This is a genomic window from Caballeronia sordidicola (assembly GCF_000729995.1).
GTDB lineage: Bacteria > Pseudomonadota > Gammaproteobacteria > Burkholderiales > Burkholderiaceae > Caballeronia > Caballeronia sordidicola_A.
Map to the genome: position 1 here is coordinate 62,787 of NZ_JNFG01000010.1, position 15,046 is coordinate 77,832.

Below are 15,046 nucleotides of genomic sequence, written 5' to 3' on the forward strand. Positions count from 1 at the left end.
AGTCAAAAAACATCACATTCCAACGCCGACGAACCTACACACACGTAGTCATCAAGGCCAGCGAGTCGAAAGAATGGGTCGACAGCGCCGAACCTGTTGATGATGGCCCGGAGCGCCGTCATTCCACATGGGCCAACGCGTCGACCCTATAGCGATGCCAAAGACTGCGCCCAAGCACCGGATCATGTAGTTCGAGTTCATAGCCCACACCCGCACTTAGTTCGCCAAGCACGGCTTGCGTGCCGCAGAACATTGCCGAGCCGGGCGGCATGGCGGCCGCGCCGAAACCTCTTTCAATCAGTTCTTCGGGGCGCAGCAAGCGTGCGAGCGTGCCTTCCTGGTACAACACGGGGCCGGCATCGCCGCCGATCCGCCAACTGCGTGCGATCAGCGAATCCCAGTGGGGGGCGACATCGGCGTAACGCCAGAGCGCGGCGCTCACCGGCTTCGCACACATTTGCTTCGATACAGCGACGTCGTAGCTTTCCACCCGGCGATCCGTATGGTCGGACCCTATGCCGACGAGCAAGCCATCGCTCGCGGTCTGGATCAGCACGACCTCAACCTCGCCGGATGAGTGCGTGCCCACCACATCGATACCGCTCTCGGTCGTCAGCAAGGCCGGCGCGACAAGGTAGAACGTTGGCACCGACGCCGGCCGTTTGACGCCGAGCGCTTCCAGTTCGCGGATATGGTGCTCGACGTCGCGCGCATCGCGCCCTGCCCAGCCGGCGATGACGAGGCGGCTTACCGTTACCTCGATATCAACGCCGCCATCTATCCTGCATTCAAGTGTTTTCATCAAAACCTTTCACCGGTTGGATTCAATGCATGACAGTCTTGAAGAGGGGCCCGCCGATGTCCAACAAGTAAATGTGGGCCTACGTGGTCACTTTTTCTTATCACGCGGAAATTCTTCCAGCGATAAACTGAAGGGAATGATTCAATCGATGCCCGCCGCTTCGCTACTCAACGCATCAGTCGGGGTGCGCCATGAATGTCCGCTTTCTCGAAACGTTTGTATGGCTCGCCAAGCTGCGCAACTTCCGGATGACGGCCGAGCATTTGCACGCGACTCAGGCCGCTATCTCCAGCCGAATATCTGCGCTGGAGCAGGAGTTTGGCGTGCGCCTGTTCGACCGCGGGCCACGCGATGTGACGCTCACGCAGGAAGGCACCAAGGCGCTTGCGTTCGCGGAGCAGATCCTGAAGCTGAACCGCGACATGCTCGCGAGCGTCAGTGACCGTTCCAAAGTATCGGGATTGCTGCGCTTGGGTGTGATCGAGTCGGTCGTGCATACATGGCTGCCGAATCTGCTGAAGCGGGTAAGGGAGGAGTATCCGAACCTGACGATCGAACTCACGTCGGACACCACGGCCAATCTTTCCGGGCATCTCGTCAACGGCAATGTGGATGTCGCATTGCTGACCACGAACGTGACCGGCAGCGACGCCGTCAACATTCCGCTTGGGACACTCCCCATGCGATGGGTGGCGAGCCCTTCGCTCAACCTATCGGCTGAAGCGCTCTCGGAGGCTGAGTTGGCTGCGTTTCCCATCGTCAGTTTTGCACGGCACTCGGCGCCTCATGGTTTCCTCACCGAGTTATTCGCGGCAAGCGGCGAGACCTCCGTCCAGATTAATTGTGTCTCCTCGGTGGCCGCGATTATTCGTCTTGTCGTCGACGGGTTCGGCATAGCCGTGCTGCCGACCGCGTTTGTTATGCACGAGTTGCAGTCGGGCCGGCTGCAATTGCTGCAGGTGACGCACCGCGTTCCGGCGCTCCCGCTTGTAGCAACGTTTAGGCGCAGCCCGGACAGCTTGTTGTGCGAATCCATTACGCGCCTTGCGCTGCAAGTCGTGCGTGATTTCAGCCTGGCCAATGGCCCCGAGTTCGCGCTGTTTCCCAACACAGGCGATGCGCCGGTTTCATTATCAAATCCTTCGATAATTCCAGACACCTTGCCGAAAAATGCCGACTAATTCCTATCCTTCTCTCACGATTCAACAGCTCAGCGCCGAGGCCTTCAACCCCTATGGCTGGATGTTGGGCAAGCCGCTTAAAAAAGACGGCGACGCTCCCGCGTACACCAGTCCGGCTTCGGATTTCTGGCGCGAGCATCTCTTCGATACCGGCGCGATCGGCGAGACCGAAGTCCTGTGGGTCAAGTACAGGAACGCTGACGAAACGGTCGCGAGCCTCGAAGCCCATTGGCTGACGCAGCAAGCCATCGTGCCGCTGACCGCGCCTGTGATCCAGATCGTTGCAACGAGCACTGAGGGCGGCCAGCCCGATATGGAGTCGCTGCGTGCGTTTTGGGTGCCGCAGGGCGAGGGTGTCTGCATGCGCCCTCACTGCTGGCACGCAACGCGAGTGCCGCACGGTGAGTCGACGAGCCTGATGCTTACGCGGCGCTCGACGACCTACGACTTGGTGGTCCATCTGGAAACCGGAGCGCCGGCATGCGAGAGCGCAATCAAGCCAATTTTGACGCATAAGCTTGTGGGTCTGAAGTAGCCAGGATCACGTCCCTTCAAGCCCGCTTCAACCGCTCGAGCTTACCCATCGCCGCCATCCGATCGTCGTGCGTCTTTCGCAGTATGTCCACGAATTCCATGGTCAGACGAGTCCGCGGCTGATGCGGAGGAAACAGCAAATAAATGGGAAACAGGACCGCTGGCGTGAATGGACGGATTTCGATGCCAGGCCCGGCAAAATCTTGCGCAACGATAGGATGCGACAGCGTCACACCCATGCCGCTGCGAACCATCTCGCAGCAGATGGCGGAGTATTGAGCCTCGATTGCCATGACCCGTTCAACGCCCGCATGCGCGAAGACCTCGTCCATTTGAGCGCGTGTGCCGTCGCCATGACAGAGCGATATATAGGGTTCTCCCTGAAAATCCTTCGGCTTGAGCGACGCCTTCTTCGCCAGCCGATGACCCGCAGGCAGCACGCCTACCGCAGCCACCCTCGATAACAACTCGACCTCGCAATTGGACGCTTCGGCGGGATAGATCGCGACTCCGAGATCGCAGAACTGCGAACTCGTCCAGTGATTGACGGTGCCCGACGTGTTCACATGCAACGAGACGGTGACCTCCGGATGCAATGCCTGGAAGCGCTGGATTGCATGTGGCACGAGAGTCATTCCCGCCGACGGCATTGCTGCAATGCGCAATCGACCGGTTCCCAGATTCTTGATCTGGGCCGCCGCATTAGTCAGCCCTTGCAGGCCGACATACGCGCGTTCCACCTCGCGAAAAAACGCGTTCCCCTCGCTGGTTGGAATCAACCTGACGCCGCTGCGCTGGAACAGCAAGAGCCCGGTTTCGCGTTCCAGTTGCGTGATCAGGCGGCTGATATTGGGCTGCGACGTGAACAATTCCTTGGCCGCCGCGGTCATGGAACCCGCCAGCATGACCGCCCGGAACGCCTCTATGTGCTTAAGATTCATTGAACGAAACCCATATCATTCCTGTATGGATAGCTATTTTATTCTTATTGGACGATATGCCCTGCAACGAACAAAATAAATTTGCCTGACCACATTCCTCAAGCGTCCGACCCGCCCCAGTCTGGAGAATCGCACATGAAACAACTGCAGCAGATTGCTTGTTCGTCGTCTTCTCGTTCGTATCTGCGGCCCCTGCTGGTTGCGCTCGGCTGCGCCGCGGGGTTGTCCGGATCGCCGCTGGCGCAGGCAGAAACCACGCTGTATGTGGCGAACGTGGGTGGCTCGAACGAGACCATGTATCGCGAGAAGATCATCCCGCCGTTCGAGAAGGCGCACGACGTCAAGATTGTCTACGTTGCGGGTAATTCCAGCGACACGCTCGCGAAATTGCAGGCGCAAAAAGGGCATCAGCAGATCAACGTCGCGGTGATGGATGACGGCCCGATGTACCAGGCGATGCAGATGGGTCTGTGCGCGAAAGTCGAGGAAGCGCCGGTGATGAAGGACCTGTATCCGCTTGCACGTCTTGGTCCCACCTCGGTCGGTGTCGGCATGGTCGCGACAGGGATTGGCTATAACGCGGATGCTTTCAAGAAGATGGGCTTGCCCGCGCCGGATTCCTGGAGCGTGCTGTACGACAAGCGCCTGAAGGGCAAGCTCGGCATGCCGCCTATCACCAACACGTATGGCCTGCATACGCTGGTGATGCTGGCGCGTTTGAATGGCGGCGGCGAGAAGAACATTGACCCGGGGTTTACCGCCATGACCAAGCAGGTCGCACCGGATGTGTTGTCGTGGGCTCCGACGCCGGGTGAGATGGATGGACTGATGCAAAGCGGCGACGTGATCCTCGCGCCGTATGGAAGCGGCCGCGCTGTTGCGCTGCAAAACACGGGTTTTCCGCTGAAGTTCTTCTATCCGAAAGAGGGTGGCGTCGCGCTGCAGGTCGGCGCTTGCGCAGTGGCCGAGAACGCGCAGCCCGCGTTGTCGCAGCAGTTCATCCAGTACCTGCTGAGTCCGCAAGTGCAGACGATTCAGGCGCAGGCGATCGGCCTCGGTCCTGTCAACAAGACCGTGCAACTGACGCCGGAAGTGGCGGCGCGAGTACCTTATGGTCCTGAGCAGATCTCGAAGCTGGTTGCGGTGGACTGGACAACGATCAACCAGCATCGGACCGAGTGGACTGAACGCTGGAATCGCAGCGTGGAGCGCTGAACGTTGAGTTTGACCCGGAGCAGCACACACCGACCGCTGACATTAACTCACGGACGCACATGAGCTTTCTGACCCTCAAAGGCATCTCGAAGCACTACGGCGACTTCACCGCGATCGAACAGATCGACCTTGACGTCGAGCGTGGTGAGTTCCTGTCGCTGCTCGGTCCCTCCGGTTGCGGCAAGACCACGACCCTGCAGATGATCGCGGGTTTTGTCACGCCAAGCACCGGCACGATCCTGCTCGACGGTCGCGACATCACGCATGAGCGGCCGGAGAAACGGGGCATGGGCGTGGTGTTCCAGAGCTATGCGTTGTTTCCACATATGACCGTGAACGGCAACGTCGGCTTTGGCCTCGAGATGCGCAACATGAAACGCGCGGCACGCGCTGATCGCGTGGCCGAAGCGCTCGATCTCGTGCGTCTGAACGGACTGGGTGGCCGATATCCGAAAGAGTTGTCGGGCGGTCAGCGGCAACGCGTCGCGATTGCCCGCGCGCTTGCCATGCGGCCCGAACTGCTGTTGCTCGACGAACCGATGTCCAATCTCGACGCCAAGCTGCGCGAGGAAATGCACATCGAATTGCGGTCGATTCAAAAGCGTCTCGGTATCACGACCATTCTTGTCACACACGATCAGGTCGAAGCCATGACGATGAGCGATCGCATCGCGGTGATGCATCGCGGCATGATCGCGCAACTGAGCACGCCGTTCGAAGCTTACGAGCGGCCGGAAACGCCGTTCGCATCAGCGTTTCTTGGCAAGACCAATCTGCTGCCCGGCGCGGTGCTGCGCCTCAATGCTCGTTGCGCTGAAGTCGATGTAGCGGGCACCACGCTCAAGGTGCCGCACGAAGGCCGCGATGTGCAGGGCGAGGTGAACGTGTATATCCGCCCGGAGAAGGTTCATCTCACGACTATGGACACAGCTGGTGCTCGCGCAACAGGCCGTATTACGACGCGTGTGTTCACAGGCAACCAGTGGCTTCTGCTGATCGATACCGGTCTTGGGCAACTGAGCGTGGCCCAGCCGAATAATGGCGCACCGCCGCCCGATGAAGGCGCGGAGGTGGGCGTCGCGTGGTCGGATGACGACTTGCGTGTGCTTCAGAAGGAGGGACATCATGGCCACGCTTGACAACGATCGCGCGGGTGCTGCCCCGTGGCTCCTGTCCGCTCCCGCGTTGCTGTTGTTCGGCAGCCTGCTGCTGGTGCCGCTGCTGTTGACGCTCGTGTTGTCCTTCCACGTCTTCAGCGACAGCCAGGGCACGCTCGCGACCTACACGCTGCGCAACTACCTTGAAGTTGTCACCGATCCCTACTACGGCGCGATCTTCGCCCGCACCGCAGGCATGGCGTTCGCGGTGACCTTCCTATGTATCCTGCTTGGCGTGCCCGAGACCATCGTGCTCGCGCGGATGAAGCGGCCGTGGCAGTCCATCTGCCTGCTCGTCGTGCTCGGTCCGCTGCTGATATCGGTCGTCGTGCGCACGCTCGGCTGGCAGATATTGCTCGGCAATAACGGCGTGCTGAACAACGCGTTGCAGGCGCTTCACATCACCGATGAGCCTATCCGCCTCGTCTTCACCATGACCGGCGTTGTGATCGCGCTGACGCACGTGCTGGTGCCCTTCATGGTGATGTCGGTATGGGCGACGTTGCAGAAGCTGGACCCGCAGGTTGAATGGGCCGGCCGGTCCATGGGCGCCTCGCCGTTCCGCGTGTTCCGGCGCGTGGTTCTGCCGCAGATCCTGCCGGGCATCCTGTCTGGATCGATCATTGTGTTCGCGCTGTCGGCATCGGCATTTGCTACGCCCTCGTTGATCGGCGGCCGGCGTCTCAAGGTGGTCGCGACCGCTGCATACGACGAGTTCCTCGGTACGCTGAACTGGCCTTTAGGGGCGACCATCGCGGTGCTGCTGCTGATTGCGAATGTGGCAATCGTGCTCGGCTGTAGTCGTCTCGCCGAGCGCCGTTTCAAGCACATATTCGATTGAACCAGGAGACGTCATGAAACAAAACGGATTCCTGGGCCTGCTGTTCAACGTGCTGTTTCTCACGTTCATCGCGGCGCCGCTGGTGGTCGTGATCGCGGTCTCGTTCACTAACAAGGGCTTCATCTCGCTGCCGTTCGACGGCGCGTCGCTGCGCTGGTTCAGGGCGCTTCTGCACAACGACCAGATTGTCGATGCCTTCTGGCTCTCAGTGCGCCTCGCGCTGGTGGCGGCCACGGTTGGAGTGGCGCTCGCGTTGCCGGCGGCGCTGGCCATCGCCCGTTATCGCTTCCCTGGACGCGGCGCGCTGACCGGCTTTTTCCTCTCGCCCATGATGATCCCCGCCGTGGTGCTCGGCATTGCGTTCCTGCGGTTCCTGAGCTTGCTCGGACTCGGCGGCTCTTTCTGGGCGCTCTGCGCGACGCACGTGATCATCGTGTTGCCGTACGCGTTGCGGCTGGCGTTGTCATCGGCTATTGGTCTCGATCGCGATGCCGAACGGGCAGCGCTGTCATGCGGCGCGAGCCGCTTCACGGCCTTTCGCCGCGTCGTGCTGCCGATGATCCGTACCGGCGTGGCCGGCGGCTGGGTGCTGTCGTTCATCCAGAGCTTCGACGAGCTCACCATGACCATTTTTGTCGCGACACCCGGCACGACCACGCTGCCCGTCGCGATGTACAACCAGATCGCGCAGACGATCGATCCACTGGTGGCCTCCGTGTCGACCGTGTTGATCGCCGGCACGATTGTTTTGATGCTGGTGCTCGACCGGATGGTGGGTCTGGACCGCGTCCTGATTGGAGAAACACGATGAGAGGTTATTCAGTCGACAGCCCCGACGTGCTGGTGGTCGGGGGTGGGCTGGTAGGAACCGCGGTGGCCTACGGGCTGGCGCGCGAAGGGGCAAAAGTCACGGTGCTGGATCAAGGCGATGGCGGGTTTCGTGCATCGCGCGGCAATTTCGGGCTGGTGTGGGTGCAGGGTAAAGGCTACGGTTTGTCGCCGTACGCACGCTGGTCGCGCAGTTCGTCAAGGCTATGGCCGGGACTCGCTGCGGCGTTGCTGGAAGAAACGGGTATTGATGTATCGCTCAAGCAGCCCGGTGGCTTCCACCTGTGTTTCTCCGACGAAGAGTTGGCCGATCGCGAGAAGCGCCTGTCCACGCTGCAGTCAGAACTCGGTGGTGAGTATCCGTATCAATTGCTCGATGCACGGGAGTTGCGCGAACGTATTCCCGCTGTAGGACCTGAAGTGATCGGCGCGAGTTATACGCCCATGGACGGCCATGTGAATCCGCTCAAGCTGCTGCGTGCGCTGCACGACGCCATGCAGCGGCGCGGCGTGACGCTCATCAACGGCGAAGATATCGGGCGTATTGTTCCTGAGACGAACGGCTTCGCCGTGCACGGCAAGAACGCTGTATGGCGCGCGCCGAAGGTTGTCCTGTCAGCAGGTCTCGGCAACCGCGCGCTTAGCGCCCAGGTGGGTCTGCACGCGCCGGTTGCACCGAATCGCGGACAGGTACTGGTCAGCGAACGGGTCGCGCCGTTCCTGCATTACCCGACCATCAATGTGCGTCAGACCGATGAAGGCTCGGTGCAGTTCGGCGACTCAATGGAGGAGGTCGGCTACAACGACTTCACCACCGCCGACGTGCTGTCGAACATTGCGCGACGCGATGTGCGTGCATTCCCCTTGCTGAAGAACGTGCGGCTGGTACGCACATGGGCCGCGCTGCGTGTCTACAGCCCGGACGGTTTCCCGATCTACGAGCAGTCGCTGCAGTATCCGGGCGCATTCGTCGTGACCTGTCACAGCGGCGTGACGCTGGCGGCAGCGCATGCAATGCGAATTGCCCCGTGGATTCAAGGTGGACCGATCCCCGATGAACTCGCTTCGTTCCGGGGCGGCCGCTTTCTCGCCGCCGATCACGCAACCAGCCATGCTCATTAGCCGCCTCAACGTCTCGCTTGCATCGACTCCTTCTGCTTGCCGGAACCGTCGTCCATTTTCCGCGATGCGTCCTGAACGCCGCCACTTCGCTTTGCTTTTAGCTGCCCCACTATGACTTCAAAACCGCTATTCAGAGTGCTTTCGCCGGCTGCTGGCGCCGATGCCAAGGCCCAGGCCGAGGCCACCATCCAGATCTGGTTCAACGACCAGGCGCTCAGCGTCCCGGCCGGACGCTCGGTTGCAGCCGCGTTGCTGGCCGCCGGCGTCCAGCGATTTCGCGCGACGCCCGTGTCCGGTGCGCCACGTGCGCCGTATTGCATGATGGGTGCTTGTTTCGAATGCCTGGTCGAGATCGACGGTATGCCGAGCCGGCAGAGTTGTCTTGTCGCGGTGCAAGACGGCATGCGTATTCATTCACAAGAGGGGGCGCGCGATCTGCCGCCGCTGTCGGATATGAACCCGTTGGAGAACGCTCATGGCCGCTGAAACTGTCGATGTTGCCGTGATCGGTGCCGGACCCGCCGGGCTCGCTGCTGCGACCCAGGCTGCGAGAGCCGGGCTGTCCGTGGTCCTGCTCGATGAACAGGAAGCGGTCGGCGGGCAGATCTATCGCGCGATCGAGCGCAGCGATGCACAGCGCCGCGAAATTCTCGGCGCGGACTATGGCGCCGGTGCTGCGCTGGCGAGCGAGTTTGCGCGTTCAGGTGCGCGTTATGTACCGAACGCGTCGGTCTGGCAAGTCACGCGCGAGCGTACGGTGCACTACCTCAAGGACGGCAAGGTGAGCAGCTTTGAGGCCCGGCGCGTGGTGCTCGCGACCGGCGCGCTGGAGAGGCCCTTCCCGATTCCCGGGTGGACCCTGCCCGGCGTGATGACCGCCGGTGCCGCACAGATCCTGCTGAAAAGCGCGGGTGAAGTGCCCGCCGAGCCGCCGATACTCGTCGGCTGCGGACCGCTGCTTTACTTGCTCGGATGGCAGTACGTCCGCGCGGGTGTACCCATTCGCGCGCTGGTGGACACCACGCGTCACGAGGACCGCTGGCGCGCGAAGCGGCACATGTTGTCCGCTTTGCGTGCGTGGCCGTATCTGAGCAAGGGTCTGCAGTTGATGCGGACTTTGCGCGACGCAGGCGTGCCGATGCATGAAGCCGCCGATGACCTTCGGGTGGAAAGCGGTATCGATGAAGACGGTTCCGAACGGGCACGCGCTTTGACTTTTTCGGTGCGCGGCGTGTCGCATCGGATCGAGGCCAATGTGATCCTGCTGCATCAGGGCGTGGTTCCGAATACGCAGTTCACGCTTTCGCTCAGGGCATCGCATAAGTGGGATGACGCGCAGTTATGCTTCGCGCCCGTCACCGATGAATGGGGCGAGCTCGATGTCCCCGGCATCTTCGTCGCGGGCGATGGTGGTGGGATCGGCGGCGCGCAGGCGGCGGAAACGCAGGGTGAAGTAACGGCGCTGGCGATTGCTGCGCAGCTTGGCGCAATCGATACCGCCGCGCGCAATCGCAGCGCTGCGCCGCTGCTTCGCCGGCTGGCTGAGGTCATGCGCATTCGTCCTTTCCTCGACAGTCTCTATCGTCCACGCGATGAAAATCGTGTGCCGAAGGACGAGGTGATTGTGTGCCGATGCGAGGAAGTCACCGCCGGCGAGCTCCGGAATTTCGTGAAGCTCGGCTGCCTTGGGCCGAACCAGGCGAAGTCCTTCGGCCGATGCGGCATGGGTCCGTGTCAAGGCCGCTTGTGCGGATTGACCGTCACCGAAGTGATCGCGGATGCGCGCAGCGTGCCTCCCGAAACGGTGGGCTATTACCGCATCCGTCCGCCGATCAAACCACTCACGCTCGGAGAACTGGCCGGTGAATAAGCCCGTAGCCAATGAGTCGGATGTGCTGATCATCGGCGGTGGGCTGCATGGATCGAGCAGCGCATTTCATATCGCGCGCCGCGGGGTGGGCGTGACCGTGCTGGAAGCCGATTACGTCGGGCGCCACGCATCGGGCGTCAATGCGGGTGGCGTGCGTACGCTCGGCCGGCCATTGCCGGAGATTCCTCTCGCGCTGATGTCGCGGGAGATCTGGCACAACATCGTCAATACAATCGGCGACGATTGCGGTTTCGTGGCGTCGGGCCAGTTGAAGATTGCGGAGACCGAAGCCGAACTCGATGAATGCCGCGAACGCGTCGCGCTGCTCGAAGCGCATGGTTTCACGCATGAGAAAATCATCGATCGTGAGACCGTGCTTGAGCTGGAGCCCGCGCTTACGCCGCATGTGACCGGCGGTATCTGGGTCGAACGCGATGGTTACGCGTTGCCGTTCAGGACGACCACCGCGTTCCGGTTGGCGGCGGAGCGTCACGGCGCCGTGTTCCATGAAGGCACGCCGGTCACGCGCATTGAACAGAAGGGCGAGCGCTGGTTCGCGCATACGCCATCGGGTGTTTTCTCGGCCGCAAAGCTGGTGGTCACAGCCGGGGCGTGGGCGGGTGAGCTTTCGGAGCAAGTGGGCGAGCCGGTGCCGGTTCATCCGGAAGGGCTCATGCTGATGGTCACGCATCGGGCCGCACCTTTCTGCCGCGCGACACTCGGCGCAACGGGGCGGCCTTTGTCCTTCAAGCAGTTCGATAACGGCACGGTGGTGATTGGCGGCAAGCTGATTGGAATTGCGGACTTGTCCGGTCGCCACGGCGAAGTCGATTTCGCGCGGCTGGTGAAGAGCGCAAATACGGTGGTCGATCTGTTTCCGCACCTGCGCAATCTTGGGATCAATCGAGCATGGGCCGGTGTGGAAGCCTTCACCGACGACTCGCTGCCCGTTATCTCGCCCAGCCGGCGTGCATCGAATCTGACCTATTCGTTCGGGTACTGCGGCAGCGGATTTCAGCTTGGGCCGGGGTGTGGGAAGCTGGTGTCAGAACTGGTGCTGGACGGCGTGGCGTCGTTGCCGCTGGATGCGTTTGCCATCGACCGGTTCAAGGATGTTGCGGCAGCATAGAGATGACACATGTTTGTGCCATGCTGATTGATGGCAATTTAAAATTAACGAGGAATACTTATGACTGATATTGTTAGATTCGAAACCAATCAACGGATGAGCCGCGTCGTGAAGGCTGCAGGTCTGGTGTTCGTCGGCGGACAAACGTCGAATGACCGCACGCTCGATGTCAAAGGTCAGACGCAGCAGGTTCTCGCGAAGATCGACGGTTATCTCGCGCAAGCGGGTATCGATAAAACGCGGCTGGTTTCGGCGCAGGTCTGGCTGGCGGATATTGGCCGCGACTTCGCGGGCATGAACGAAGTGTGGGACGCATGGGTCGCACCGGGTTGCGCGCCGACACGCGCGACGGTCGAGTCCAAGCTGGCCGCGCCGGATCTGCTGGTTGAAATCACGGTGACCGCGCTGGCGTGATTGTGCAGGGCAAGTGTGTTGGCTTTTGCTCAGATGGCGTGTTTGTTACGGATGCGCGCAAATGAGGCAGGCGCTTTGCGCAGTGCGTTAGCGGGGCATCTTGGGCCCGGCAGCAGCCCAATTAAAAAGGCCCCGGAAACGCCGATGCGTCCGGGGCCGAACGTTGTGCAAAAACTGATCAGGCGATGGATATTTCCAACCGTTTGCCGAGTTTGTTGAACGCCGCTTCAATGGCATCCAACTTGGATGAATGACGCGGATCGAGCAGACGATCGACCTGCGGCATATGTACGTCCAGACGACGTGCGAGTTCCGACTTCTTAATACCCTGACGGATCATTTCGTTGGCGAGCAGAAGCTTCGAAACGACGAGTGCCGGCAACGTCACGACAGGCTGTCCTTTCTTTGGTCTTGAAGGCGGTGGAACCTCCCGCTTCTCGTCAAAATAGATCTCGATGGCGCTTTCCAAGGCGTCCAGTGCGTTAAGCAGTGCCTCGTCTTCATCATCTCCGACAGATACGGCTTCGGGGATATCCGGGAAGGTCACCAGATACGTGTTGTTCGTATCTAGCTCCATTTTCACAGGATAAGACAACATGGCTATGTGATTCTCCGATAATTTTCACACCTCAAAACCGAAGTGCGATGTCCTGCATTGCAACGACTCCGCGACCTGCGATCTACAGCGAATGTGTGAAGGCAGCCCCTCCCGAGGCCACCGACTCACTTCAATCCAAGCTGTTTCTTAATCTGCTCAACTAACCCCGTTCCCATTTCTTTGCTGCCGTGATCCGGGAAAATTGTTGTCTTGCCGTTAAGAGTTACTCGGAAGTGGCTACCTTTGGCTGGTATGAATTCCGCGCCTTGGTTTTTGAGCCACTTTCTGAACTCGCTGTATTTCATAGGCCTCCTGTTATTGTTAAGTGAGGCCATTATACAACAGATATGTTGTCAAATGCAATGTATATTAACAACATATCTGTTGCGTTTATAGACACAGAGGCATGCTAACGCAAGCATCGAGAATGGGCGATTTCCGAGCAGCACATCGGTGTTTGCTGAATCCGGTGGCGCAGTTTTCGCATGCGCGATGCGTCGCGATGCAAGGCGATCTCCACTGGGCCTATCAGCCGGCGGAGATCAACCACAATCAGGCGCTTTGATCGCCAGAACTAGCGCCGCGTGACGCGCGCACGGAGCGCGGTTTTTTGGGCGCTCCAGAACACCCTACCCACTGGCGCTCGTCCAGCAGGCGATCAAATAAACGGCCGCGCTCCTTGTCGGATAGCGGGCACAGCCCGAGCAGCGAGGTCAATGCGAGGCCTCTCGCTGCCTCCCAGCGCAACAAGGCGAGCTCAGGGTCGGCTGCCTCGGACTTGACGCGCTTGACCCTCTTTGCATCCGATTCCCGAACGGCGGACAGAAGCGTGGGATCTTCCACCAGCGCCGCCAGAATCGCATGGCCCACCGAGTCCTGCTGGATCATGGATTCGCGGGTTGTCGCGATCTGCGCCAACAGGGCGGCGCTGGGATGGTCGGGACCGATCTTCGCCAGGTAATCCCGGGAGAAGTTCTCGAAATACTCCGTGCGGTGCTCGAGCAACGCTTTCAGCACGTTTCCTTTTGTCTGGAACTGATGCATCAGCCCGCCCTTACTGATGCCGCTCTCGCGCGAGATGGCATCGAACGTGAGCTGGCCCGGGCCATCGCGGGAAATGATGGTGAGCGCCGCCTGGATGGCGGCTGCACGGGAGCGTTCCGAGCGGGTTGGATTGTCCATAAGTTCTCTCGAGAGCAGATACGTGTTCACGCGACTGCAAAAAAATCGCCAGAGCATGCGTGGCCGCTCGTGCGTTATTGTTCTTTATTCCGCGAAGGGATGATTGCCGGACGGCTGGATAATGCCAATGCCATCAGTGTCAGCCGTAGCTTCGCATACTTTTGAAGCAGCCTCTGCGCTTGTACTTTGCACCGGTCATCACGCAGCCAACGTGCACGGGTCGCCACTATACAAGCGTCATTGGTGGTTTGACTCGATCAGTCATAGCCATCAGCGATCCCACGGTGGCTCGTCGCGAAACGCCTCGACAAGATAATCGATGAACTGCCGAACCTTCGACGGCACATAGCGCGCAGTCGGATAAACCGCGTTGATGGTCAGCTCGGCGGTCCTATAGTCAGGCAGCAACTTGACCAGGTTTCCAGCCTTGATATCACGCCCAAAAACGAAGGTTGGTCCATATGCAATCCCGACGCCCGCGAGTGCCGCCGAGAGCAGCATCTGCATGTTGTTGGCCTGCATCCGAAGCGGCCCGTCGATCACATGGTCGTGATTCTGTTCATCCGTCAGTGTCCACTCAGGAACCGATACCGCTTCGTTGAACGCCAGCCGAGGTGCACGTCGGAGGTCTTCGGCGTCTTCAGGCGTGCCCTCGCGGCTGAGGTACGCCGGTGACGCGCAGATTGCCATGCGGCAGGGGGCGAGGCGCCGGGCGACGAGATCAGAGTCGGGCAGCTTGCCGATGCGGATAGCCACGTCAATGCCCGCGCTTTGCAGGTCGACATAACGATCGTCGAGAGAGACTTCAATGCTCACATGGGGATGATCGTCAAGATAGCGCGCGACGACCTCGCCCATGTGCAGCGTCCCGAACGTGACCGGCGCGGCGACTCGCAAGGTGCCGCGTACTGCGCTGTGCGCATCGCTGGCTTCGCGGTTGGCATCGTCGAATTCTTCGAGGATGCGTTGGCACCGGACGTAGTACGTGCGCCCGGCGTCAGTGAGGCTCAAGCTTCGGGTGCTGCGATGAAGCAGGCGCACATTCAACTCGGCTTCGAGTGCGCTGACGTATTTGCCCGCCATGGAGGCGGACAAGCCAAATCGTTTGCCGGCGGCCACGAGACTGCCCTCGTCAATGGCGGCCACAAACACGGCGATGCTCGCAAAGCGGTCCATTTTTATTCGATAGTCAGATGATTGGGTGATGATAGCAAAGCGGGGATTATCGCCTT

General features: G+C 60.5%; 17 protein-coding genes. 11 read left to right on the plus strand and 6 right to left on the minus strand.

Features of this window, described 5'->3' with window-relative positions; translation table 11 throughout:
- Nucleotides 1-118 precede the first annotated feature (118 nt).
- Nucleotides 119-802: a DUF2848 domain-containing protein gene (locus FH08_RS0111115; RefSeq protein WP_031358388.1), complete on the minus strand. Its 684-nt coding sequence runs from the start codon at nt 800-802 to the stop codon at nt 119-121.
- 191 nt (nt 803-993) lie between these two features.
- Here FH08_RS0111115 and FH08_RS0111120 point away from each other — a divergent pair, with 191 nt between their 5' ends.
- Together FH08_RS0111120 and FH08_RS0111125 are read left to right on the plus strand one after the other, a co-directional pair.
- A complete protein-coding gene (locus tag FH08_RS0111120; protein WP_051888137.1) occupies nt 994-1,983 on the plus strand; it encodes a LysR family transcriptional regulator in 990 nt (329 codons plus the stop codon).
- Nucleotides 1,973-2,518: an ureidoglycolate lyase gene (locus FH08_RS0111125; protein ID WP_031358390.1), complete on the plus strand. Its 546-nt coding sequence runs from the start codon at nt 1,973-1,975 to the stop codon at nt 2,516-2,518. Before FH08_RS0111120 ends, FH08_RS0111125 begins: the two co-directional genes overlap by 11 nt.
- A gap of 16 nt (nt 2,519-2,534) precedes the next feature.
- On the opposite strand, the gene FH08_RS0111130 is transcribed toward FH08_RS0111125, so the two are convergent.
- On the minus strand, nt 2,535-3,458 hold the full coding sequence (locus FH08_RS0111130) for a LysR substrate-binding domain-containing protein (RefSeq protein ID WP_031358391.1): 924 nt from the start codon (nt 3,456-3,458) through the stop codon (nt 2,535-2,537).
- 135 nt (nt 3,459-3,593) lie between these two features.
- Between FH08_RS0111130 and FH08_RS0111135 the strand changes: the two genes are divergently transcribed.
- The 9 genes from FH08_RS0111135 to FH08_RS0111175 all read left to right on the plus strand — a co-directional run bounded on the left by FH08_RS0111135 (nt 3,594) and on the right by FH08_RS0111175 (nt 12,034).
- The gene (locus FH08_RS0111135; RefSeq protein WP_031358392.1) at nt 3,594-4,673 is read left to right on the plus strand and encodes an ABC transporter substrate-binding protein; all 1,080 of its coding nucleotides are present in this window, start codon (nt 3,594-3,596) and stop codon (nt 4,671-4,673) included.
- A 59-nt stretch (nt 4,674-4,732) separates the two neighbouring features.
- Entirely contained in the window at nt 4,733-5,812 is a 1,080-nt protein-coding gene (locus tag FH08_RS0111140) for an ABC transporter ATP-binding protein (protein WP_031358393.1), read from the plus strand.
- Nucleotides 5,799-6,671: an ABC transporter permease gene (locus FH08_RS0111145; RefSeq protein WP_031358394.1), complete on the plus strand. Its 873-nt coding sequence runs from the start codon at nt 5,799-5,801 to the stop codon at nt 6,669-6,671. The genes FH08_RS0111140 and FH08_RS0111145 overlap by 14 nt, the downstream gene beginning before the upstream one ends.
- A 13-nt stretch (nt 6,672-6,684) precedes the next feature.
- A complete protein-coding gene (locus FH08_RS0111150; RefSeq protein ID WP_031358395.1) occupies nt 6,685-7,482 on the plus strand; it encodes an ABC transporter permease in 798 nt (265 codons plus the stop codon).
- Entirely contained in the window at nt 7,479-8,621 is a 1,143-nt protein-coding gene (locus tag FH08_RS0111155; RefSeq protein ID WP_031358396.1) for an NAD(P)/FAD-dependent oxidoreductase, read from the plus strand. The genes FH08_RS0111150 and FH08_RS0111155 overlap by 4 nt, the downstream gene beginning before the upstream one ends.
- 111 nt (nt 8,622-8,732) lie before the next feature.
- Complete coding sequence (locus FH08_RS0111160) at nt 8,733-9,107, plus strand: (2Fe-2S)-binding protein (RefSeq protein WP_031358397.1); 375 nt, start codon at nt 8,733-8,735, stop codon at nt 9,105-9,107.
- Entirely contained in the window at nt 9,097-10,491 is a 1,395-nt protein-coding gene (locus FH08_RS0111165; protein ID WP_031358398.1) for an NAD(P)/FAD-dependent oxidoreductase, read from the plus strand. The genes FH08_RS0111160 and FH08_RS0111165 overlap by 11 nt, the downstream gene beginning before the upstream one ends.
- The gene (locus FH08_RS0111170; protein WP_031358399.1) at nt 10,484-11,620 is read left to right on the plus strand and encodes an NAD(P)/FAD-dependent oxidoreductase; all 1,137 of its coding nucleotides are present in this window, start codon (nt 10,484-10,486) and stop codon (nt 11,618-11,620) included. The genes FH08_RS0111165 and FH08_RS0111170 overlap by 8 nt, the downstream gene beginning before the upstream one ends.
- Before the next feature lie 60 nt (nt 11,621-11,680).
- Complete coding sequence (locus tag FH08_RS0111175) at nt 11,681-12,034, plus strand: RidA family protein (protein WP_031358400.1); 354 nt, start codon at nt 11,681-11,683, stop codon at nt 12,032-12,034.
- A gap of 178 nt (nt 12,035-12,212) precedes the next feature.
- Here the strand turns inward: FH08_RS0111175 and FH08_RS0111180 are convergent, their stop codons facing one another.
- From FH08_RS0111180 to FH08_RS0111200, 4 genes are all read right to left on the minus strand, one after another.
- Nucleotides 12,213-12,632: a type II toxin-antitoxin system HicB family antitoxin gene (locus FH08_RS0111180; protein ID WP_031358401.1), complete on the minus strand. Its 420-nt coding sequence runs from the start codon at nt 12,630-12,632 to the stop codon at nt 12,213-12,215.
- Between the two features lie 125 nt (nt 12,633-12,757).
- Nucleotides 12,758-12,937 (minus strand): type II toxin-antitoxin system HicA family toxin, encoded by a 180-nt coding sequence (locus FH08_RS0111185; RefSeq protein ID WP_031358402.1) that lies wholly within the window; start codon nt 12,935-12,937, stop codon nt 12,758-12,760.
- 247 nt (nt 12,938-13,184) lie between these two features.
- Complete coding sequence (locus FH08_RS0111195) at nt 13,185-13,814, minus strand: TetR/AcrR family transcriptional regulator (protein ID WP_031358403.1); 630 nt, start codon at nt 13,812-13,814, stop codon at nt 13,185-13,187.
- 270 nt (nt 13,815-14,084) lie between these two features.
- Nucleotides 14,085-14,990, minus strand: coding sequence for a LysR family transcriptional regulator (locus FH08_RS0111200; RefSeq protein WP_031358404.1), 906 nt, complete (start codon nt 14,988-14,990; stop codon nt 14,085-14,087).
- Nucleotides 14,991-15,046 lie beyond the last annotated feature (56 nt).

What these genes read in the sequence shown, in the direction of transcription:
- FH08_RS0111115 (WP_031358388.1), bottom strand. Translation starts at nt 802, where the DNA reads ATGAAAACACTTGAATGCAGGATAGATGGCGGCGTTGATATCGAGGTA.
- FH08_RS0111120 (WP_051888137.1), top strand. Translation starts at nt 994, where the DNA reads ATGAATGTCCGCTTTCTCGAAACGTTTGTATGGCTCGCCAAGCTGCGC.
- FH08_RS0111125 (WP_031358390.1), top strand. Translation starts at nt 1,973, where the DNA reads ATGCCGACTAATTCCTATCCTTCTCTCACGATTCAACAGCTCAGCGCC.
- FH08_RS0111130 (WP_031358391.1), bottom strand. Translation starts at nt 3,458, where the DNA reads ATGAATCTTAAGCACATAGAGGCGTTCCGGGCGGTCATGCTGGCGGGT.
- FH08_RS0111135 (WP_031358392.1), top strand. Translation starts at nt 3,594, where the DNA reads ATGAAACAACTGCAGCAGATTGCTTGTTCGTCGTCTTCTCGTTCGTAT.
- FH08_RS0111140 (WP_031358393.1), top strand. Translation starts at nt 4,733, where the DNA reads ATGAGCTTTCTGACCCTCAAAGGCATCTCGAAGCACTACGGCGACTTC.
- FH08_RS0111145 (WP_031358394.1), top strand. Translation starts at nt 5,799, where the DNA reads ATGGCCACGCTTGACAACGATCGCGCGGGTGCTGCCCCGTGGCTCCTG.
- FH08_RS0111150 (WP_031358395.1), top strand. Translation starts at nt 6,685, where the DNA reads ATGAAACAAAACGGATTCCTGGGCCTGCTGTTCAACGTGCTGTTTCTC.
- FH08_RS0111155 (WP_031358396.1), top strand. Translation starts at nt 7,479, where the DNA reads ATGAGAGGTTATTCAGTCGACAGCCCCGACGTGCTGGTGGTCGGGGGT.
- FH08_RS0111160 (WP_031358397.1), top strand. Translation starts at nt 8,733, where the DNA reads ATGACTTCAAAACCGCTATTCAGAGTGCTTTCGCCGGCTGCTGGCGCC.
- FH08_RS0111165 (WP_031358398.1), top strand. Translation starts at nt 9,097, where the DNA reads ATGGCCGCTGAAACTGTCGATGTTGCCGTGATCGGTGCCGGACCCGCC.
- FH08_RS0111175 (WP_031358400.1), top strand. Translation starts at nt 11,681, where the DNA reads ATGACTGATATTGTTAGATTCGAAACCAATCAACGGATGAGCCGCGTC.
- FH08_RS0111180 (WP_031358401.1), bottom strand. Translation starts at nt 12,632, where the DNA reads ATGTTGTCTTATCCTGTGAAAATGGAGCTAGATACGAACAACACGTAT.
- FH08_RS0111185 (WP_031358402.1), bottom strand. Translation starts at nt 12,937, where the DNA reads ATGAAATACAGCGAGTTCAGAAAGTGGCTCAAAAACCAAGGCGCGGAA.
- FH08_RS0111195 (WP_031358403.1), bottom strand. Translation starts at nt 13,814, where the DNA reads ATGGACAATCCAACCCGCTCGGAACGCTCCCGTGCAGCCGCCATCCAG.
- FH08_RS0111200 (WP_031358404.1), bottom strand. Translation starts at nt 14,990, where the DNA reads ATGGACCGCTTTGCGAGCATCGCCGTGTTTGTGGCCGCCATTGACGAG.